A 21677-nucleotide genomic window follows, 5' to 3' on the forward strand; every position below is an offset into this window, starting at 1 on the left:
TCTGTGCAAATACGCCTCTGCCTTTCCCTGGTGCGTCTTTAACACTTATCAATGACATCTGATCAGGCTCCTGTATTTATTATAATTTGCCTGAAAATCGTCTAAATTATTTTGGTAAGGTATGGAATTTTAAAGTTTCCCTCTAAAAGATTCTCCGGAAGATCCCGAAGAAACTCCAGCCCCTTTCATACATGAAACTTTATCCCGGTATGGTTCAGCAACCTGTAAGCCTGGACTTTGATAAAATCTGTTATAATGAAGGCAGTCAACGCATATCCCCAGACGAAAAGGGCAAGGTTCCAGCCCATTGCAGGAAGCAGGAATCCGTACACGGTTATGAGTGTGGCAATGATCTGTGTAACTACCACAGCTGCGAATAAGATTTTGGCCGGTTTTACCGACCAGAAGTGGCCTTTTGTCCTTGCCACAAATATTGTTAAATGACCCGCTACGGAAAGCTTCAGGTATATGAAAGACTGGAGGATTTCGTGGCTAAGCTGAAAAGTATGGAGGCCTATGTAAAGGATCCCGAATGAACTTATGACCCCGATAACTCCGAGAAGGGTTGCCATACTCAGCAAAATTCGCATGTCCCATTTTTCCGGCAGATCGGAGTATTTGACGTTATCGTAAGCAATAGTCATTATTGGGGCATCATTTAGAAGTGCCAGCAAAACTATCATCAGGGAAGTAACGGGATAGAACTTAAACGCAAGAATTGAAAATGTTATGAAAAGCAGGACTCGAATCGTTTCGGTAATACGGTACAGGGCATAATTATTCATCCGCTGGAATATCTTACGGCTTTCTTTGAGTGCATTGACAATGGTAGAAAGCCCGGGTTTTGTCAGCACGATGTCGGCAGCGGACTTGGCTGCGTCCGTAGCCCCGGAAACAGCAATACCCGCATCGGCTTTTTTCAGGGCTGGTGCGTCGTTGACCCCGTCTCCGGTCATGCCTATGATGTGGCCCCTGTGCTGTAGCAATTCCACGATATGGTACTTATGTTCCGGGAACACCTGGGCAAAACCATCTGCAGTTTCGACTATTTCCTCTGCTTTTCGGTCGGGCAGATCCAGAAAGGCCGTTGCAAGCATGATATCCGGTTTTAAGTTTACCTGCCTGGAAATCTCCTTTGCAATAGCAAGATGGTCGCCTGTAATCATTTTTACGTCCACGCCCATGGCCTGTGCGGTCCTGATGGTTTCTGCCGAATCATCACGAGGAGGGTCGTAGAGAGCAAGAAGCCCCGCAAAATGCCAGTTTCCCTGAGCATCGGTTCGACCAACTCCCAGAGCCCGGTACCCTCTGGAAGCAAACTCGTCAACGTATTTCTCAACCTGAGACCCTACTGTATTCTCACTGTCATCCGTGGTAACTTTGCTATCAATGGTAATTTTACTGGTTACGGAAGCTTCACTGTCCATGAGAGCCGAAACGACCTGAGGCGCCCCTTTTGTTACCAGGAACCTATTGCCAGCCGAGTCCTCTACTTCGGCTTCCGTCCTTTTTGAAACCGGGTCAAACGGCTTGAACGAAAGTACCCTGTAACTCCCGGCAAGTTCGGAAAAACCCTGCAGTGTTTTTGTTCTGGCGAGAACTGCATCATCAATCGGGTCCCGGTCCTCTTCCCTTGAAGCCAGGTTGGCAAAGAGAAGTACATTGTTTTCGGAAAAATCCTGAAAAGGGTTTATTTCGGTCAGAACAAGCTCGTTTTTGGTAATGGTCCCGGTCTTATCCGAACACAGGATATCCATTCCTGCCATTTCTTCAACAGCCGCCAGCTTACTTACGATAGCTCCATCCCTGGCCAGGGTAACTGCGCCTACTGCCATGCTTACCGACAGGACTGCAGGCAAGGCGGCCGGAATTGCTGCTACTAGCAGGACAAGAGCAAACTGGAAAAATTCAAGCAGGCTTTCATGACGGAAGAGCACCGCAAGGAAAGTAAAGGCAACAAGGACAAGGGCAAAAACAATAAGGTAGTCTCCTATTTTGATGACAGCCCTCTGGAAATGGCTCCGGGTTTTAGCCTCTTCTACCAGCCTCGCAGTTTTCCCAAAGAAGGTGTTCATACCGGTTGCAACTACCAGCGCATCCATTTCTCCCTGCCGGATAACCGAACCCGAGTATGCGACATCGGACATGTGCTTTTCCACAGGGAGGGATTCTCCTGTCAATGCGGATTCATCGACAAGCAGGTAATCTCCTGTAATGAGTTTGACATCTGCAGGGCAAATATCTCCAAGCCGGAGTCGAATCACATCTCCGGGTATTATTTCATTTGCGGATATTTCAAGCCATTTGTTGTCGCGTAGGACCCTTGCTCTCAAAGCCAGTTTCTGCTTCAATAACTCAATAGCATTATCGGCTTTGTGTTCCTGCCAGAAGCCCACTGTTACATTCAGCAGCAGCAAAGTAAGAATAATTGCAAAATCATCCCATCGATGCAGGATTCCCGACAGTATTACTGCAATCTCGATCATCCAGGGAATAGGCCCCCAGAAATAGCTCAAAAACTTGACGAGTGCACTGGTCTTCTTTTCCGTAATTTCATTGGGCCCGTATTTTTGAAGCCTCTCTTTTGCTTCCGAATCGGTAAGCCCTCTTTCACTTGAAGATAGCTTCTCCAGGAGTTCGGTTACAGATGCTTCTTTTGCTTCATCAGTACTTGTTATACTTTGATTCATTAAAACGATCCCCACAAAACACTTCGACCCTCTACTCCCTAAAATTACATTTTCTTAATTAACATAAGGTCATTTTTCTATCTATAGCCTGCGATCCATAGCCCGTTGACCAAAATATTCAAAAAAATGATAAAGGTTTTCAGTGCTGAGCCCGGCAGGAAGATCCATACCATCTTCACATAAAAGACGGTCCTTTCCAGACTGCAGGATTTTTAACGGGCTCATTTTTCCTTGAAGTAAACTCTTCTCATTTCATCAGTCAAGATATTTTCTAGTATTAATAAATTTGCTAGCTTCAGGAAATGAAAGTTCTGATCAGACCCGGGAGTAGTTGTTTAATCACAAGTTATGAAATGTCTCCGTAAGCTTGTCCGGCAGCCCCCTCAAAAAAACATAAAGGTAGTAAAAGAAGCAGAGAGCATCGTTCCCCCGGTAACTTTTTGAGACAGATTAAGCCGGGCAATTGCCGTAAGCGAGGGGAACTACCATCCCAGCTTACGTATCGTTTTTATGAAATTGCAGCAATAAAAAAAAGCTGCAACTACTTTATATGCAAGCGAGCGAAAAGAACAACGGGCTGTTGTGATTACATCGAAACTAAAAGAAAAATCATAGATTTTTCTGTCCCGAAGCAAAACTCGGGAAGCGAAACTCAGGATGAAGATCTGCAACTTTGCTAGAAGAAACCAGAAACAGGAAATGATAAATTAGAAAACAGAGTATTAGAAAGCTGCATCAACGTAATCTACGGGTCTTTTGAAAACAGCTGTGATCATGCCGTTTTCGTCAATCTCGTTTGAAAACCTGATCAGCTCCCAACCTTCAACTCCCAGGCTGTTAAGATCTTCTTTTGCTTTTGACCACTCACTGAACCTAATCTCTTTAACATCGTATTCCCAGATGGTCACTTCTATTCATCTCCAGTAAAATTGGGTTAATATTATACTATATATTAACTGGTGGAATCTTCTATATGTATCTTTTTAAAAAATAGATTTGCGATTAAATCAACTTTAATTGATTCCAACCAAAAACCAGCTTTCGGTTCTGCAGCAGAAACCGTATACTTCCGTAGTAGTTTAAAAACAGGCAAATCCAGACGTAAAGCTGAAGGGCTGAGCATAAGACGAGTGTAAAATTGCTCCTGAACCCCGGGGAACAAAGTTTTCAACCTCAAATCTTACATTTGGGACGTGGGTTCATATGAATAAATAGGAGTTTTTAACTTTAAAAGTCCAATTCTCAGGCCCCATTCTCAAGCCTGCTCTTCAGGCGATTTCAAGCTGCCTCAGAGGCACGACATACGGGACTTCGGCATGTGTACTTATACGAGCTTCAACCCCGTAGACCTCTGCTATGTTTTCGGAGGTGAGCACCGCACACGGGGAACCTGCAGCAATGATTTTTCCCTGCTGCATCATAATTATACTCTCCGAATATCTGGAAGCCAGGTTCAGGTCATGGACTGCCATGATTGCTGTGACCTGTTTTTCCCGTACAAGCTTCCGTACAGTTTCCATAACGTCCAGCTGGTGCCAGATATCAAGGTTGCTGGTCGGCTCATCCAGGAGAATTACTCCTGTCTCCTGAACAAGAGCCCTTGCAATCAAAACTTTCTGCTGCTGCCCCCCCGACAGTTCATTGAAAATAGAGAGAGACAGGTCTTCGATCCCAAGCATTTCCAGAACTTCCCAGACTTTTTCTTCATCTTTTTTGCCGTCGAACCAGCTGAGATGAGGGCGTCTTCCCATCATCACTGTCTCAAAAACGGAAGTAGGGAATACCCGGTTCGAACTCTGGGGAACATAAGCCAGGTTTTTTGCAACTTCCAGCCGACCCATCTGCTTAATGTCCTTGTCGTCAACAATAATCTTCCCGGTTTTTACATTAAGGATCCTGTCGATACATTTCAAAAGTGTAGACTTTCCGGCCCCGTTGGGGCCTACAATGCTGACCAGGCTCGAAGCCCCGATCTCAAGGCAGACATCTTTCAGGATATTAGTGCCCGTATACCCGAAGACTAAGTCTTTTACCTGCAACTTTACCATCTTAGCATCTCCTCTTTCCACTCCTCATTCCATCCTCTTCTTCCATTCCTTCTTTCACAATTCTCCTGCGTTCCGTATCACCAGAATTCTTTTCTTTTCCTTTTCAGGATGAGGTACATGAAAAATGGGACTCCAAGAAGCGAACTGGCAATGCCTGTGGGAATAATCGTAGGCCTTATGATGTTCATACCCAGAGCATCAGCAGAAATCAGGATAAGAGCTCCCAGAATGCCGGAAGCAGGGAACAAATACCTGTGGTTGGACCCAATGACCATCCGGGCCATGTGGGGAGCAACGAGTCCGATAAAGGCAATTGTGCCCGTAAAGCAGACAATTGTTGCCACAAGCAGACTTGCAAGCAGCATACTGAATATCCTGACCCTGTTTGCATCGACCCCAAGGCTTTTTGCGCTCTCGTCTCCTGCGGTCATAATGTTCAGGTCTCCTGCCTTCAGGTAAATAAAGGGTAAGCAAACTGCAAAGAGACCAAACATCAGAGGAAAGTTCCTCCAGGAAAAAGCCGAAAGATCTCCCATACCCCAGCTTACCATAATCCTGAGCTGTTCATCAGTTGCAAAGTACTGAAAAAGGCTGCTGAGTGCACTGAAAAGGTAATTTACAGCTATGCCTGCAAGAATCAGAGTCTCGGAACTTGCCCCTCTAAGGCTTGAAAGAGATATGATAAAAAGAGAACAGAGCATGGCAAACAAAAATGCATTTCCCACCAGCAGGTAGGGCCCACTTATGATTCCAACTCCGAGAACGGCTGCAACCGCAACCCCGAAATGAGCCCCTGCGGAAATCCCGAGAGTAAAGGGGCTTGCCATTGGGTTTTTCAGGACAGCCTGCATCACACAGCCGCAGACTCCAAGCCCGAACCCTGCAAGAAGCCCGCCCACTATCCTGGGGAAACGGATGTTCCACACAATCTGGACAGGGAGGCTATCCGTGGCAAAGTAGCCGGGGATAAACCTGTCAAGCAGGATGCGGTAGACTTCAAGGACTGAAATATCAAGAGGGCCTATTGTTATGATGAAACCTGAGAGGAATACGACCAGAAAAAGGAGAAAGACCATGAAAAGAAGCTTTTTCCCTACATAGCGGCGGTAGGCTGACCTGCTGGAAAAAGTTCCTTCCATACCCGGGGTCGGCTTTCCCGGAAAGCTTCCCATTATTTTCTCCTCCCTGAAACTTTCGACATCATTTCCCGCTTTGAATTATCAGTAAACATCTTTGGGAAACTCCTGATAATCAGTGATGGCCGTAAAGACTCCGTCAACTCCAAAAAGTTTTTTATATATGTCGTTCCCTTCCTTTTCCAGGTCAAGGTCTTTGAATTCCTCGGGGTGGAGGCACTTGGCCATATACATCATGTTCAAAAGGCTGCGGTCAAGAGGCCGGCCTCTGGAATAAGGGTAGAAGCAGTCGTACACATTCCCGTTTTTCACAGCAGGGATCCCGGACAGTTCCGGGGTTTCCATTACGAAGTCTTTGCCGGTCTGGTTATCCCAGCTGCTCCAGGCAACGAAAATATATTCAGGAGCCCAGGCAACGATCTGTTCAGGGGCTACGTTGATATTTTCTCCGGTACAGTCCTTTGCAAGGTTGTTTCCCCCTGCAATGGTAAGGGGTTCATACACTGCTTCTGTCCTTGTAAAGTCCCTGCCTTCTACGGAATCGTAGAACCCCTTTTTTGCTCCTCTGGGAGCGAAGTAAACGGTCGGGATTTCACTTTCGTCAAGCTGGTCTGTCACGGATTTTACCATATCAACTTTAGACTGGACAAAGTTTTCAAGGTCTTCTGCCTCCGCTTCCCTGTCAAGCACCTCACCCAGGAGACGAATCTGGATATAGTTCTCCTCAAAGGTAAAACCGAAATCAGCATCCACACAAGGGCATCCGACCTTTTCTTCCACCAGGTCTCCACGGTTGTACCCAAGGCTATCGAAGACCACATCAGGTTTCAGAAGAGCCATAGTCTCATAATCAATCTCACGACGCGTATTAGTTTCGGGAAGTTCATCAAGCTGACCGCCACCGTAAATTTGCAAAGCCTCCCAGGCTTTGGGGGCAAGCTTGTTTCCTTCCTCATCCTTCGGGAGTACGCTGCTTCCCCTTGTGGCCTCATCCGTTGACACCATTTTTTCCAGATCCCCTAACGCGATAACTATTCTGGAATTGTCAGGATTCGTAGTTATGATCCTCTCGACAGGCCTGTAAAAAGTCACCTGGCGGTCGCTCATGTCAGTAAGCGTTTTTGGCCTTCCATCCCAGAATATATAAACGAAAGCCGCATCTCCGATATCGTCCAGGGAATAGCTTTCGTCCCCGAGCATGTAGGCACAGACAACAGCCGAGAGTTCTTCTTTACTTATCTCGTTGTCCTCCCCGGCACAGGGGAGTTGAGTCGAGGACGCAGCAGCAGGGTTCATCAGGAGCAGTAAAGGAGTTAAAAACAACAACAGCAGGGTAAAGCGCAAAAAGGTCCTCTTCATTATTTATTCCCCCCAATTTTTCCTTTTGAAACCTGAATACGGGATACAAACAGACAGGAAAGAAGGGAAAGCAAGGTAAGGCTCGTTCCGAATCCCGGAGCCGAAGCCTCGGACTCTTCTTTATTTTCGGCATCGGTTCCACTGGCAGCTTTTACATTTCTGCTTTCTATATCAGAGGCAAGTGTATTGGAATCGAATACGGATTCCCAGCGTTCTTTTCCTTCATCAAGCTCCTGGGTCTGTACCAGAAGATCAACCCACTGTCCTTCAAAGCCGTCTTTTCCCTTTGCAGAAGAAGCAACGACCCTGTATTTGATTTCTGTTACGTTAAGCGCAGAAAAAGCTATTTTTCCGTTTTCCCGGTCCACCTGAAAATAGGCAGCATCCGACACTTCCTCATCATTTTCCGGAAACTGAAAGCCTTCAGGGATTTTCTCTACTATTCCCACAGCCAGAGGAAGCTCTCCGTCGATGTTCAGGGTTACTTCCATCGGTTCCCCCCCGGAAAATGCATCAGGCACGTCTCTAGTAATACTTTTTACATTCACATGTCCTGCTGCAGCTCCTGTGGGAAGAAAGGCAAGCCCCAACAGGAAAAGGAAAACGCAGGGAAGAAAAAACTTCTTCATTCTCTGCGCATCCATTCTATCCTTATTTTTCGTTTTCCAGTTATATAGTCTATTTTCAAGCCGTCTGCCCGGCAGCCTATAGGGCAGTCCAGAAACCCGTTTATTCATTGTAATTCCCTTTCCCGAAACATTCTTCCTTGAATTATTTCAGGTCCAGTCCCCGGAAATAAGGAAATCGGCAACAGCTCCTATTTCCGGGAGGTCCACGTTCAGCTCTTCTCCTGCAAACCCTGCCCGGAAAACATCCATATCCGATGGCACTGAAGCCAGGACATGAGTCTTATCCACGGTTTCAAGCATAAAATGGGTCCCGATTTTGTCCGCACGGTTGAGAATGAAATACAGGGGTTTTCCGGCTATTTCTGCAAGCTGTCTTATTTTCTCTGAAAGCCTTATGGATTCATAGGAAGGATCAAGCACCATCAGTAAAAGGTCACAACCCTCCTCAACACCTCTCCCGAAATGCTCGATACCAGCTTCGGTGTCCACAAGCACCAGGTCTTCGGATGTGGTTTCAATGTTTTTCAGCAGGTGCTTTGCCAGCGCACCCATAGGACAGGCGCATCCCTCCCCGAAATCATGAATTTTTCCTACAACCATCATTTTTATGTTCCCATTCGACACCGTGTAAGTCTCAGGAATTTCAGATATTCCCCATTTCTCATCAAAAATGCTTGCAGCTTCCCCACTCTGAAAAGCTTTCATCATTTTTTCTCCCAGGGCCTTCTTTCCTCCCAGGTAATTCATGAAATCTTCCGGCATTTCAACCCCAAGCTGCCTGTGCAGCCCGAAGTTCGACTCATCGCTGTCCACCACGAGCACATTGTACCCCTTTCTTGACATTTCCTTTGCAAGCAGGGCAGTAATCGTACTTTTGCCACTTCCACCTTTTCCGCATACAAGAACTTTCATTTTTGGACCTCTCTTTGAACTTTATTGTTTCAATAAACAAAGAAAGTTTTCAATTTTGGATATACATCCAATTAATTTTGTATACAACATCCGATTAATTAAGTACTAATTAAAATTCAGAGCAATTGAATTAGCATTTGTTGTTAATATTTTTTAGATTTTTATGCTCGAATATGAAAAAAGGTTCAAGATTTATAAAACTTTCGAAATATTCTCCTTCTAAAACTAAGTGTCCTTGGATTAGTCAATTGATAATTTCCGGAATCCCGAAGGAAATCTCTTAGCTTTTCTTTCCTGCGCCGCAGGGATCTAAAGAGCGGCCCCGACCGGAAAAACACAACCTTCAAGCCAGCCCGGCAATTTAGAAAATAGAATCTATTCTTCCCCGACATATCCCCCTACAACCGGAATAACTTCTCCGCATTTCGGGCAGGTATTTTGAGGGCTTATCTTGTACTCCTGGACCTCAAAAAAACCTCTTGCAATCAAAAGAGCCCCGCATTCGGGACAGTAAGTATTTTCATGGGGATGACCGGGGACATTGCCCACATACACAAAATGCATTCCTTCCTCAATTGCAATCGAGCGTGCCAGGTCAAGGGTTTTTACAGGGGTCGGAGGAAGATCCTTCATCTCGTATTGGGGGTGGAAGCGGTTGAAGTGAAGAGGAGTGTCAGGCCCGAGGTTTTTGTAGACCCAGCGGGAAAGTTCCCGGAGCTCGTCAGGGGAGTCGTTGCGGGTGGGAATTATCAGGTTTACAACCTCCACATGGATTCCAAGCTGCTTTGCAAGCAGAGTGGCTTCAAGTACATGAGCCAGTTTTGCACTGCACACATCCCGGTAGAATTCTTCGGAAAATGCCTTTATGTCCACGCTGAAGGCATCAAGGTAAGGAGCAAGCTGCTCAAGGGCTTCGGAAGTGATGTAACCATTGGTCACGTAGCTTGTCCCAAGACCTGCCTCCTTTGCAAGTTTTGCCCCGTCATAAGTGTATTCGTACCAGACGGTAGGTTCATTGTAAGTCCAGGAAACCGACTGGCAGCCCGCCATTTTAGCCTGCAGGACAAGCTGCAAAGGGCTGAGGGTTTCCAGAAAAGCCTCTTCCGGAGCTTTTTGGGAAAGCAGCCAGTTCTGGCAGTGCCTGCACCTGAAGTTGCAGCCTACGGTCCCTACCGAATAGGCGCGGGAGCCAGGGTAATAGTGGTAAAGAGGCTTTATTTCGATATTTGCCACTGCCTCACTTGCAACAGCCCCATAGACCAGGGAAAAGAGGGAACCCTCGCAGTTTTCCCGGACCCGGCATATGCCCCTTTTTCCGGGATTGATTTTGCACCTATGGGCGCAGAGCTTGCAGCGAACCCTGTTGTCTTCAAGCTTCTCATAAAACATGGCTTCCTGAATCATTATATTAAATCCCCTGTTTCAGATTATGCAGTTATTGAAAAAGGTATGATAATGTTGTCCCCTGTTCGTTTGCTTCCTGCAGGGTAATAAGCCTGTGGTTTCATAAACAATATTGTTTGCATTTTTCTCTTCCTGCGGAGGTTTTTTTCCACGTCAGAAGAAGATCATTTGTTTTGAAAGGGGAGGCTATAATGAAACCAGAGATAAATTCCACAAGTTTCGGTTCGATTACGGTCAAAAGAAAAACTTTTGAGAACGACATCCTCATCCGGCTGGACGGGCAGGTCAAAAAGCGCAGAAAGAAGCTCTCGAAAAAGCTCTACGGGACGTCTCATAAGATCTCGCTTGCCGAAGCGAAATATATCTACGAAAAGGGGGCAGAAAAGCTCGTTGTTGGAACCGGACAGACCGGCTATGTGGAGCTTTCGAAAAAAGCAAAGAAATATTTCAGGAAAAAAGACTGTAAGGTCAAACTCCACCCAACCCCTGAAGCAATCAAACTCTGGAATAAAGACAGGGGCAGGGTAATCGCAATGTTCCATGTGACCTGCTGAGTTATAAATCCCTGAATGTTTCCCTAAAGAAACACTTCCCTAAAATCACAAAAATTAAAAAAGACAAAAATTAGAAAAAGAAATTAAAAAATCACAAAAATTAGAAAAGACAAAAAATTAGGAAGAGAAATTAAAAAATAAAGGGATTAAAAAATAGTTCGTCCACCTCTACATGGTTGATATCCCGAATTTCGCTTCCCGAGTTTCGCTTCGGGAGCACGAGGTCTGTTTCGCTACGCTCAAGCAGACTACTTTATAGATTAGAGACAGGCGCTTCACTCAGCCGAACTAAATTAAGATTTCTTCGCCCCACACAATGTTACTCTCTATATCGAGTCGTTCTTGTCCCGCTCGACGCAGGAGAGCGGTTTTTCCCGCAAAAAAGAAATAAAAAGAAATAAAAGCTAACAAATAAAAAAAATTAATGGAACGGAAAAAAACTAACAGCTAGAAGTGACCGGAAAGCCCTATAATTCCTGTTTTTTGCTTTTTCTGTTTTTTGTGTAGGGCCGCCAGACAAGCTGGCGGAGGCGCTTATATTTATTTGTGAATTTTAAGAAGGTTCATTCGGTCAAGATATGAATTTGTCTGCTCCTTGTTTGCGCTGGAGACAAGACAAGTTCAGCCCTGCAAGGGGTAGGATCAAAAATAAAAGATACCAGTCTTAGATAGCTGAATAAGCTCAACGGATCAATACAGGATCACCAAAAAATACAGAAATTAAAAAATAATGAAAATGAGTTGATCAAAAAGTCAAAAATCGTTTAACTCAGACCTCGATCAGCTCGTATTCCCTGCTTCCCATCCCTATTTTTTCAGCATATTCAAGCTGGTGGGTACCGTCAATTTTAGACCAGATACCTTTGAACTTGTCGGCCCCGGCTTCATGATTGCACTCCAGAGCAGAGCCAACAAGCCCTTTTTGCCTGTTCACAAGGTCGTAGCTTGCCTGGTCCAGGGCCACGGGGTCGGTTGATGCAAGAATTCCGATGTCAGGCACAATAGGGGCGTCACTCCAGGGCACACAGTCGCAGTCCGGGGTGATTTTGAGCAGGAAATTGATATAGCCTACCCTACTCTCTTTTCCTTCTACTGCGCCGTACGCATATTCGGTCAGGCACTCCAGGAATTCGGGGATGTCCTCTTCCCAGTTAATGTCGATAGCGCTTTCGGGACAGACCTCCATACACTGCCCGCAGCTGATGCAGATGCCCGGGTCAATCCTGGAAACATCCCCTTCAAGAGATGCTGCTCCCACAGGGCAGATTTCCACGCATCTCCCGCAGCCAATGCACTTTGCTTCGACAACATGCGGGCTTGTCGGATAATGCTGGTCCTTTTTGCCTGCCGCAGGCGCACAGCCCATTGCCAGGTTCTTAATCGCGCCTCCAAAGCCTGCCATGATATGCCCCTTGAAATGGGACATCACGATCATGGAGTCAGCTGAAACGATGTCGGACCCGATTTTTACGGACTTGAAGTGCTTCTGCCGGATCTCGACCTCTGCGATGCTCTGGCTCCTGAGCCCGTCCGAGATTATAAGTGGAGCCCGGACAACTGAAAAATCAAACCCGTGCTCAATGGCTGTGGTCAGGTGGTCAACCGCATTATGCCGGCTTCCGGAATAAAGGGTGTTCGTGTCCGTAACAAACGGTTTTGCCCCGGCTGCCCGGACCTTTTCCACCACCTGCCGGACAAAGACCGGATTGATATACCCGTCGTTTCCGTACTCTCCGAAATGGATCTTGATTGCCGTCAGGTCGTCTGCTCCCAGCAGTTCGACAAAACCTGCTTCGTCAAAAAGTCTCTGGATCTTGCTTATCGTGTTTTCATTCGGGTTTTTTGCCCTCAGGTCTGCGAAATAGACTTTACTTGCCGTTCAAATACCTCCCATGAAAGAAATCGAATTAAATCAAATCAAATGAATCGAATTGATTACTCTACCCGTCCTGTGTAGTCAAGAAAGCCTTTTTCATTTTTAGGTGTTACGCTGTTAAGGAAGAAAGTAAAATGCAGATTCTACACACAACTTCCTCTTTCAATAATCTGAAACTCGAAAAATAAAATGGATATCTATTGGAGTTTGAGTATTCAAAACATGTAACAATGAAACTTATAATTTCGAAAACTTACCGATTTTAAATTTGTAACAGGAACCAAAATGGTTCAAAAACAATTAATAAAAAATATTAGTGTTTAACTGAGGCAATAGAGATGAACTTTTTAAAAGTTGAAAGAGGGCTAGTGTCGAGTCAATCCTCAATTGTCGGATAAAGACGTGACAATTTTATCCTTGCATCATCTGTTGTGAATTGCCAATTAACCTTTGAATTTTTGTTGTTTCTGTAATTTTGCCATGCGAATACTTCTTTACTAACAAGCTCGATGTTATCCATTCTCCTTTTTAAACATTGACCTGTAAGTACGTTCAGTTCAATCTCTGCCATGTTCAACCAGCTTCCATGTTTTGGTGTGTACACGAACTCAAATCTATCCCATAGCGCCTTTGCTTTGGGTGGTGGAAATGCTTCGTAGAGAGATCCAGGTATATGCGTGTTTAAATTGTCCATTACTAAAGTAATTTTATCTGCATTTTCATGTTGAACTTCTATTTCTTCCAGAAAATAAGCCCAGTCTAGCTTTGTTTTTCTTTCAGTAATCTTTACCATTCTTTTCCCTGTCAACGGTTCACAGGCAAGGAATACATTGCACATTCCATTTCGCTCATATTCATAATCGTACCTGGCTGGCTTTCCTGGTGAGCAGGGAATAGGAATTCTGGTTTCTGCAATCAGTTGTCTTGGGGATTCGTCCATACATACAACAGGATTTCGTGGATCAAACGGACGTTTATAAACATCCAGAACCATTTCCATATTCGCAACAAAGCTACTGTTTTGTTCCGGAGGAATTACCCATCCTTTCTTTTGCCAGGGTTTGATTTCGTTTTTTTAAAGTACGCCGTACTGTTTCGTGAGAAATATCCTCGAAATAGCCAAGTTCTACAGCCTTATCGGCTAATAATCTCAAAGACCATCTTGCAAAACCTTCAGGGGGTTGACTGCAACTAAGGGCGATTAAATGGGCTTCAGCGTCACCATCAACTTTTTTATTATAAATGCGATCACTTTCTTTCCCGTTGAGGGCAACTTCAAGTCCTTCTTCAACAAATCGCTTCTTAACACGGTCAATTTTTTTCATACTAATATTCAGGACACGTGAGATTTCTTCATTGGTTGAATGGGTAACATTCAATTCACTTTTATCGCAATTAAGCAAGATCAGAGCATTGAGAATTTGTTGAGAGTTATGTTTTCCCTTTGAAGCAAGTTCACAAAGAGATCTACGTTCATCTTCAGTAAGTGTCACAGTATATCTAATCATAAATGATACTTATGAAGATCATTCTATGTATCTCTTAAGTCCTTTCATCGTTGACGCGACACTAGAGGTATTACCAAAAATATATTATACTTCATGTTTCAATATGGATTATTAGTTAAGTAAATGTCAAATTTACAATTATCTGCAAAATATTGGCCTTCCTTATGAAGAATTATTTAACTAAAGAGGAGGTAGAATATGTTAATTGAGTTTAATATCGAGAATTATCTTTCTTTAAAAGAAGGGTTTTCTTTTAGTCTGGTGGCTTCAAAAAGTGATCACTCTCTTGAAAAAAATCTAATTTTGGGGGAGAAAGCCATAAATATGGATGGTGGTATCACAAGAAACTCACTGGGAAAGGGTAATAATTTACTCCGGAGTGCTGCAATATACGGGGCAAATGCTTCAGGAAAAAGTAATTCCTTAAAAGCTCTTGGTTATTTGAAACATATAATTACAAATTCAATTAAAACTATGCCAGGGGACCAAATTCCTTTCTACCCATTTAAACTTGACAAAAAATGCTTAAATAAGCCTTGCAAATTTAATATTGAGTTTATTTATGAGGGTATAAGATACAATTATGGAGCTTCTTTCACAGCTAAAAAAGTAATTAATGAATATCTTTATTACTATCCGAAAGGTTCTATTTCAACAATATTTGAAAGAGTCAATACTAAAGATTATAGCTTTACTGTTGATAAAGTTAAGCAAAACAGAATTGCAAGCGATACTAATGAGAATGTATTCTATTTAGCAAGTTCTTCACAAAGAAATTATGACAAGACAATTAAGGCTTTTAAGTGGTTTAAAGAAACACTAGCTGTAATTGTTTCTCCGAAAGAAATATCCATTGGTTTCACAGCAGAATTAGTTAGTAAAAACGAAGTTCTAAAGCAGAACATTAAAAAGGCATTAATTTATGCTGATTTGGGTATTATTGATTTTGAATCAAAGGTTGAAGAAGTACCTTATGAAGAACTTCCAGAGGAACTTAAAAAAATAATAGACATTTCAGAAAAAAAACTTGATAGCTTAAATCACTTAGATTTACAAATCTTTCATAAGGGGTTTGATGAAGAGCACCATGATATTACAATTCCATTTGAATTTTCAGAAGAATCAGATGGTACTCAAAAAATGTTTTCATTGATGGGACCTTGGATTGATGCATTGAAAAAAGGGATAGTACTGGTAATTGATGAATTAGATTGTGAATTACATCCTCTACTCTGCGAATACTTAATCCAAATGTTTAATAGTCCGGAATCTAACACCTCTAATGCTCAGTTAATCTTTTCCGCACACAATACCTTTCTAATTAATTCAGAATTATTAAGAAGAGACCAAATATGGTTCACCGAAAAAAATATCGATACAGGAAATACTGAAATCTATTCACTGCTTGAGATCAAGCAGAGGCAAGGTGTAAACTTTGAAAAAGGATATCTGAAAGGAAAGTACGGAGCAATACCCTACTTAAAAGGTTTTAGGGACGTATTTGTATGAAAAATCCTAAAAAAAAAGTACTTAAAAGAAAAGAAAATACTAGATATCCCCGTGGGAATGTATATATTTTTTGTGAGGGATTGAAGACAGAAAAAACATACTTTGAAAGATATAAATCAAAGATATGTCAAGGACGATGCATAAGGCGAAAACTTCCGGAAGTTAAAGTGATCCCTTCTAAAAATTGTGGAGCAATTGCTAATATCGAATTCATAAATAGTTATGCAAGAAATGAGGGTGTTTCGGATCGAGATGGAGATTGCTTAATCTGTGTTATAGATTGTGACGCAAACAAAAGTGAAAATATCAATCAAGCTATAAAACTAGCAAAAGGAAACAAAAACGGGAGCAAAATCAAAGTAAACATCTGCCTATCAAATCCTTCTTTTGAGCTTTGGTATCTTCTACACTTTGAATTGTGCGATAAGCCACTTAGCCAAGAAGGTCTTGAAGCGAAATTGAAAAACTACATAAGCGATTATAAGAAAAATGTGGATTATTATGATGTCTTAGAAAAAGACATGGAAATCGCTATGATGCATGCAGAATATTTGAAAAAACATCATTTTGAAAATGGAATTAAACTATTGTCGATCGAAAGTAATCCTTCGACTATGGTTCCCTACTTCTTAAAACACATCCAGAATTTTGTAATTGGCCAATGATCCGTCCAAATATTTACAAATCAGTATACATCTTTTGTGAAGTTTCAAAAAACGAGCTTCATCTCATGGCTTGCCTGTAAATTTCCGATATTTCTTACTGGTTACCGCTATTTCCCTGTATTTTTCCTTTTCAAGCCGTTTCAGCCCCATTTCTGACTTTTTTGACTGGAATGAGAGTTCGTCAGCTAACCTGTGATAGCTTTCCAGCCGCTCCTCAGGAATAAGCCCGTCTTTTACTGCCTGCAGGACAGCACAGCCCGGTTCGTCCCGGTGGGTGCAGTCTTTAAACTTGCAATTGTGGGCTGCATCAACAATCTCGGAAAACGCTTTTTCAAGCCCTTCGGCAGAATCCCCAAGCTGGATTTCCCTTATCCCAGGGTTGTCTATAAGAACTGCTCCGTTCGGAAGAAGGAACATCTGGCGGACTGTAGTTGTATGCCTGCCTTTTTCATCGTCTTTTCGGATATCTGCGGTTTTCTGGACGGTTTCACCAAGCAGAGAGTTAATAAGCGTGGACTTTCCGACGCCTGAAGAACCTATGAGTGCAACTGTTTCTCCCGGGTTGAGGTAAGGACTTAGTGCGTCAAGCCCTGTTTTTGAAAGGGCACTTAAGGGAATAACCGGCACGTCCCCTGCAATTCCCCGGATTTTTTCGACCAATAGGGCAGGGTCATCCGCAAGGTCGATCTTGTTAAGCAAAATCACCGGGCTTGCCCCGGAAGAATATACGATGGCGAGATACCGTTCAAGCCTTCGAAGGTTGAGGTCCTTTCCTACGGAAGTAACGATAAAGATGGTATCAAGATTTGCGGCAATCACCTGCTCTCCGCCCCCATCTCCTGTTGCACCCCTTGAAAGGCAGGTTCTTCGGGGCAGGATATTCACAACCATGCGTGAACCAGTCTCAGGCTGGTCAAGCAAAACGACAAAATCCCCTACAACCGGCTGTTTGCCAATTCGCTGGAGGGCTCCGGAAATTCCCGCCTGTACGACTGCCCCGGGAATAAGGATCTCACAGACCGTTTTATGCCTTGATGCGACTCTTCCGGCAAGGTAGGAACTCTGGTAGACCGAAAAGGCCGATTCAAGCTCTTCGTCCCAGCCGGGAATAACCTTCATGCGGTCATTACCTGAACTGTTGTCAGAACTGTTATCTGAACTATGATCCGGACTTTCTGCTTCGCAATGCTCGTTCATTAAATTGACTATCAGTTTTACATGGTTAAGTCTTTTTCTTTTGATACTTTATCCGTTACCGGTCGATTCCGACCAATTTCAACTGAAACTTTTTCCTTCACCAGCTGCAAATCTTCTTCGTCCGGACATTTGTCAATGTTTCAAACTCTTTTTATATTAAAATAGTAAGTTTAGGTTGATGGACAATCCAGTTATTATCCCAATACTTATAATTTTGGCTGTCACAGCAGGAGCTCTTTTCCTCGTCTCCTACCGGCAGGGGAAAAAAGTAAATCAGACTGGAAAATATACAAAAAGCTACGGGAACGAGAATGAAAATGGTAATGAAAACGGGAACGAGGATGCAGTGGGATCAGGCCTTGCCCTCGGCATCTCACTGGGTTTGATAATAGGCATTATGACGGATAATATAGCCCTGGGGTTTGCTCTCGGACCTGCTCTTGGATTGGCTTTGGGAGCAGCTTTTAGGAAAAAATGAAAGAGAGAGTGTGTGAACAATAAATAGTAACTTACTTTCATTCCAAATAAATAAGGAATATTGGAAAATTCTTAAAAGATCTCTTGCTTATTCTAACTTTTTCTGTGAATTCAAGAAGAGCAGCCGGTTTCACTTTCATGTAATATATTGGATGAGCTGATCCCAAAACTCAAAAACTACTTCTTTGAATCTTGTTTTGAAAGGAACAATCGAATTACTGATCAGGAAAATAGTCATGGGCACCTCCCAATATGGGATTAAAGATGGCTTTTGGGATAGGCTCAAAATTAAAAATTATAGTAGCATATGAATTCCCTGGAACTATCGAAGGACTTCATGGGTTAGAATTTAAGAATCTGGATCACTAAATTTATGGAAAATAGTTATCTTGCAAAAACACAGCAGTAAATTTAAGTCCGTAGCATACAGAACAATCAAAGCACAAACAAACGACTTTATTTAAAAAAATCATTTTTAGTATTGTAATGTATTCTACCAAAATATTGGTAAGAAGATTTACTGGGGATGCAATAAAATCTATGAACACTACTACCTTATTTTGTGAAAAAGAAGCTATATGAGTTACATTCATTCTTTAATTGTGTTCAATAATTCATCCTTATTAACCGTTTCGTCGGGTCGCATAGCTTTCCCATCATCTGTTAATGTAAACTTACCCTGTAAAGCTCCTGTAACTATGAAGTGTTCAGGGTCAATATCCTTAGTACCAGGATTATCGTCTTTCATCAGATAGAGCAAAACCTTTTCACCCGGTTGGAATTTAGGTTCATACTCAACTACCAAGGTATCATTTCTGACTGTTCCACCTTCTACTCTCACCCTAACCTCGTTTGATGCTAATGGATTCTTAACATACTCGTCCACACTTATGATAATATCAGTATAAATAGTATTACGTATACTGAATTTAACATCTTCACCGGATTTTTTTCCATCGACAGTATTCCACTTGGGTGGAAGTATCTCTTTAACTGTGCCTATGACAATTGTATCGGAGCGGTTATTTAATTCTGTGTGGTTGAACCCTATAAGTGATCCACTGACTTCAGCGTATAAAGGTTTATCGTTGTTTACAAGTTTGGCACTATCTTGTGAGTGATTATTTGCTAGTTTAGCACTACCATCTGAGAAATTTGATAACCCTAAAACAGCTAATGTCAACAAAGAAATCGCCCCAATTAAAAGTATTCCATATTTTGTATTATTTCTCATTGTCATAAATCGTCACCTCTTAAGGATAGATAGCTTTAATGCCTGAGATATCGTCCGACTCAAGACTTCGTTTCTTTGTTTCACCTAGATTGGTTTGATAGTACATTGTTTTCTGGGTATCGAAAATACCGTCCAGATCTAACAATCTAAGCCAGTGTCCGAATTCATGAGTAGCAACATTCCGCACATCAAGACAATTAGGCGGACATTCATCGGTAGTCGACCAAGCATAGTTACTATTAAAAACTGTATCGTATTCTATTATGGTACTACCGGAAAAATCATGGGTAGTTCTTCCTGCAACATTTCATGTTTTCAAGTGTTTTGTCCAGAATAGACAGATATATTCACCTTTACACCTATATTTTCCTGTAAAATGTTCTTTTTGATTTTCTGCCGTTCCGGTTGCCAGTTGTACAAACTTCTCAATCGTGTCCTGCAGGGATACATTTACTACCTTAAATAATTCTGTTTCTTCACCCCATACAAAATTTTAGCCTTCTCCAGATATCTGATATTTTCCCTGGAAAACAATTATAAACTAACTATCAGTTATTTACTAACCAATAGTTATTTAATAATCACTAGTTATACTATAACTTGGAGTTACACAATTGATGGAGTAAATGAAATGAACATAGAATCTGTGAAATTAGTCTATTTTTCACCTACCGGGACAACAAAAGCGGTTGTTCAGGGCATTGCGCACGGCATTAATCCAGGCACCACGGAATTAATTGATATTACCAGAACGGATGCAAGAAAACAACCGTTAATGACCTCGGAAAATGAACTGCTTGTACTTGGAGTTCCTGTTTATATGGGGAGAGTGCCGGCATTATTAAATGAATGGCTGAATTCAATTCAAGCTCATAATACACCGACGGTTTGTGTTGTGGTTTATGGCAATAGGGAATATGACGATGCATTACTCGAACTAAAAAATATTGTAACGAAATGTGGGTGTATTCCCATTGCCTGTGCAGGATATATCGGGGAACACTCATTCTCAAATTCCGAGATGCCAACAGCCGAGGGACGTCCCGATAAAGATGATTTACACCATGCAGAAGTCTTTGGACGGAAAATACGTGAAAAACTGCAATCTGTTTCATCAATCTCTCAGGTTTCTGATGTGCAGGTGCCTGGCACTTACCCTTATAGAAGAGATACAAAACTGTGGATTGTTGATTTTATCGCAGTCAGTGAGGAGTGTACACAGTGCGGAACCTGTGCGGAGGTGTGTCCTGCTGGTGCTGTTGATGCAGAAAATTCCCGTTTGATTGATATCGAAAAATGCATTACCTGCTGTGCGTGTATCAAAAACTGCCCGCAAAATGCCAGATCGATGAAACCCGGGCTGGTTAAAGACGCATCAGTGCGTCTCCATACGCTCTATAGCCAGCGAAAGGAGCCTGAATGTTTTATCTAATGAATATAGCCCGAATATGTCCCGGTTGGTAAAAGCGGAAAATTGGGATACAGTCAGTCCTTGAATCTTATAACTAACAGTCATAATGTAAATATGGGCTTGTGAATATGGATCAGGTGGAGTGGAACTATGGGAATTGCCGATAGAAGACAACGAGAAAAGGAACAGCGAAAGACCGAGATCATCGAGGCAGCCGAACGTCTCTTTTTTTCTCGAAGTTATGAAGATGTTTCCATGGAAGACATCGCCCGCGAGGTCGAACTGAATAAGGCTACTATTTATCTGTATTTTAAAAATAAGGAGACACTTTTCGCAACTATTGTACTCCGTGGTGTCCGGATCCTTAAAGAAAAATACATGGAATGCATGGAAAAAGAGGTCCCGGGTATTGTCAAGGTAGCCCTGATGGGCCAGGTTTATTACCAGTTTTCACAGGAATACCCCGATTATCTTCGAATGATCCATTTTTACGGTTCTGAGCGTTTTTCCAGAGAGAACCCGTGTACCGCAGAGATTGGAAAGGGATATGGTGCCTGCCGTCTGATCCTGCGGGATGCGATCCGGGAGGGTATCGATGACGGTACAATCCGGGCCGATCTCGATCCGTTCCTGACCTCGATGTACCTTATGATCTCCTTCATGGGTATCCTGTCAATGGAAAATAAATGGAAATTGGTGATCGAGGCAGAGGGGTTCAGCTACGAGCAGTTTGCCAGTGAGTTTTTCCGGTTCATTACTCCTGCTATCTCTTCCGGTGAGGAATCTCACAAAATGGATGTCAAAGATTTCACATCGTTTGGATTCTTTTTAACCGAGCCTGTGGCACCTGGGAAGAAAAAGAGAGAAAAATCTTAAATTTTTTAGAATTTGAGGTTGAATTTTTTCACCTCCGTTGTATTTTATATTCTTGATTCACGCCTGTTCCATACGAAACAGGCGAATTCAGCCCGAGATCGTAAAAGTATACCAATAAAAGTATACCAATAAAAGTATACCAATAAAATTATCCGGAGGTGGAGCGGTTCTCTCTGCAAATGCCTCCGAAAC

At 42.8% G+C, this 21677-nt stretch carries 18 protein-coding genes and 1 pseudogene; 6 read left to right on the forward strand and 13 right to left on the reverse strand.

Annotated features, from left to right (window positions below):
• Positions 1–185: 185 nt before the first annotated feature.
• The 8 genes from MSSIT_RS07940 to amrS all read right to left on the reverse strand — a co-directional run bounded on the left by MSSIT_RS07940 (position 186) and on the right by amrS (position 10178).
• Positions 186–2690: a plasma-membrane proton-efflux P-type ATPase gene (locus MSSIT_RS07940; RefSeq protein ID WP_048171448.1), complete on the reverse strand. Its 2505-nt coding sequence runs from the start codon at positions 2688–2690 to the stop codon at positions 186–188.
• Between the two features lie 722 nt (positions 2691–3412).
• A complete protein-coding gene (locus MSSIT_RS07945; protein WP_048171450.1) occupies positions 3413–3598 on the reverse strand; it encodes a hypothetical protein in 186 nt (61 codons plus the stop codon).
• Between the two features lie 360 nt (positions 3599–3958).
• Entirely contained in the window at positions 3959–4738 is a 780-nt protein-coding gene (locus tag MSSIT_RS07950) for an ABC transporter ATP-binding protein (RefSeq protein WP_048171452.1), read from the reverse strand.
• Positions 4739–4815: 77 nt separating this feature from the next.
• Positions 4816–5910, reverse strand: coding sequence for a FecCD family ABC transporter permease (locus tag MSSIT_RS07955; protein ID WP_048171454.1), 1095 nt, complete (start codon positions 5908–5910; stop codon positions 4816–4818).
• Positions 5911–5958: 48 nt separating this feature from the next.
• Positions 5959–7233 (reverse strand): iron ABC transporter substrate-binding protein, encoded by a 1275-nt coding sequence (locus MSSIT_RS07960; RefSeq protein ID WP_048171455.1) that lies wholly within the window; start codon positions 7231–7233, stop codon positions 5959–5961.
• Positions 7233–7862 carry a hypothetical protein gene (locus MSSIT_RS07965; RefSeq protein WP_048174604.1) on the reverse strand — a complete coding sequence of 210 codons (630 nt, stop codon included), beginning with the start codon at positions 7860–7862 and terminating at the stop codon, positions 7233–7235. Before MSSIT_RS07965 ends, MSSIT_RS07960 begins: the two co-directional genes overlap by 1 nt.
• 147 nt (positions 7863–8009) lie before the next feature.
• Positions 8010–8774, reverse strand: coding sequence for an ATP-binding protein (locus MSSIT_RS07970; RefSeq protein WP_048171457.1), 765 nt, complete (start codon positions 8772–8774; stop codon positions 8010–8012).
• Between the two features lie 375 nt (positions 8775–9149).
• The gene (amrS, locus tag MSSIT_RS07975) at positions 9150–10178 is read right to left on the reverse strand and encodes an AmmeMemoRadiSam system radical SAM enzyme (protein WP_048171459.1); all 1029 of its coding nucleotides are present in this window, start codon (positions 10176–10178) and stop codon (positions 9150–9152) included.
• Positions 10179–10369: 191 nt separating this feature from the next.
• Here amrS and MSSIT_RS07980 point away from each other — a divergent pair, with 191 nt between their 5' ends.
• Entirely contained in the window at positions 10370–10732 is a 363-nt protein-coding gene (locus MSSIT_RS07980) for an Mth938-like domain-containing protein (protein WP_048171461.1), read from the forward strand.
• A 769-nt stretch (positions 10733–11501) separates the two neighbouring features.
• Here MSSIT_RS07980 and MSSIT_RS07985 read toward each other — a convergent pair.
• Both MSSIT_RS07985 and MSSIT_RS21780 read right to left on the reverse strand, forming a co-directional pair.
• The gene (locus tag MSSIT_RS07985) at positions 11502–12584 is read right to left on the reverse strand and encodes a DUF362 domain-containing protein (RefSeq protein WP_048171462.1); all 1083 of its coding nucleotides are present in this window, start codon (positions 12582–12584) and stop codon (positions 11502–11504) included.
• A 400-nt stretch (positions 12585–12984) separates the two neighbouring features.
• A protein-coding gene (locus MSSIT_RS21780) for an IS630 family transposase (protein WP_231590477.1) occupies positions 12985–14116 on the reverse strand; the annotation gives its coding sequence in 2 pieces (ribosomal slippage) (positions 12985–13684 and positions 13683–14116; 1134 coding nt in all).
• Between the two features lie 198 nt (positions 14117–14314).
• Between MSSIT_RS21780 and MSSIT_RS08000 the strand changes: the two genes are divergently transcribed.
• Complete coding sequence (locus MSSIT_RS08000; RefSeq protein WP_048171468.1) at positions 14315–15625, forward strand: AAA family ATPase; 1311 nt, start codon at positions 14315–14317, stop codon at positions 15623–15625.
• A complete protein-coding gene (locus MSSIT_RS21165; protein WP_052721574.1) occupies positions 15622–16290 on the forward strand; it encodes an RloB family protein in 669 nt (222 codons plus the stop codon). The genes MSSIT_RS08000 and MSSIT_RS21165 overlap by 4 nt, the downstream gene beginning before the upstream one ends.
• Positions 16291–16353: 63 nt before the next feature.
• Here MSSIT_RS21165 and rsgA read toward each other — a convergent pair whose 3' ends face one another.
• A complete protein-coding gene (gene rsgA / locus MSSIT_RS08010; RefSeq protein WP_048171470.1) occupies positions 16354–17487 on the reverse strand; it encodes a ribosome small subunit-dependent GTPase A in 1134 nt (377 codons plus the stop codon).
• A 178-nt stretch (positions 17488–17665) separates the two neighbouring features.
• Between rsgA and MSSIT_RS08015 the strand changes: the two genes are divergently transcribed.
• Positions 17666–17965, forward strand: a complete 300-nt coding sequence (locus tag MSSIT_RS08015; RefSeq protein ID WP_048171472.1) for a hypothetical protein — start codon at positions 17666–17668, stop codon at positions 17963–17965.
• A 588-nt stretch (positions 17966–18553) separates the two neighbouring features.
• On the opposite strand, the gene MSSIT_RS08020 is transcribed toward MSSIT_RS08015, so the two are convergent.
• Together MSSIT_RS08020 and MSSIT_RS25645 are read right to left on the reverse strand one after the other, a co-directional pair.
• Entirely contained in the window at positions 18554–19204 is a 651-nt protein-coding gene (locus MSSIT_RS08020; RefSeq protein ID WP_048171474.1) for a hypothetical protein, read from the reverse strand.
• Positions 19205–19217: 13 nt separating this feature from the next.
• Positions 19218–19475, reverse strand: a pseudogene (locus MSSIT_RS25645) (matrixin family metalloprotease); the annotation flags it as partial.
• Between the two features lie 354 nt (positions 19476–19829).
• Between MSSIT_RS25645 and MSSIT_RS08025 the strand changes: the two are divergent.
• Together MSSIT_RS08025 and MSSIT_RS08030 are read left to right on the forward strand one after the other, a co-directional pair.
• Positions 19830–20630: an EFR1 family ferrodoxin gene (locus MSSIT_RS08025; protein ID WP_048171476.1), complete on the forward strand. Its 801-nt coding sequence runs from the start codon at positions 19830–19832 to the stop codon at positions 20628–20630.
• Between the two features lie 129 nt (positions 20631–20759).
• On the forward strand, positions 20760–21485 hold the full coding sequence (locus tag MSSIT_RS08030) for a TetR/AcrR family transcriptional regulator (RefSeq protein WP_048171477.1): 726 nt from the start codon (positions 20760–20762) through the stop codon (positions 21483–21485).
• The last annotated feature ends 192 nt before the right edge of the window (positions 21486–21677 follow it).

It is taken from the genome of Methanosarcina siciliae T4/M (assembly GCF_000970085.1).
Lineage (GTDB): Archaea > Halobacteriota > Methanosarcinia > Methanosarcinales > Methanosarcinaceae > Methanosarcina > Methanosarcina siciliae.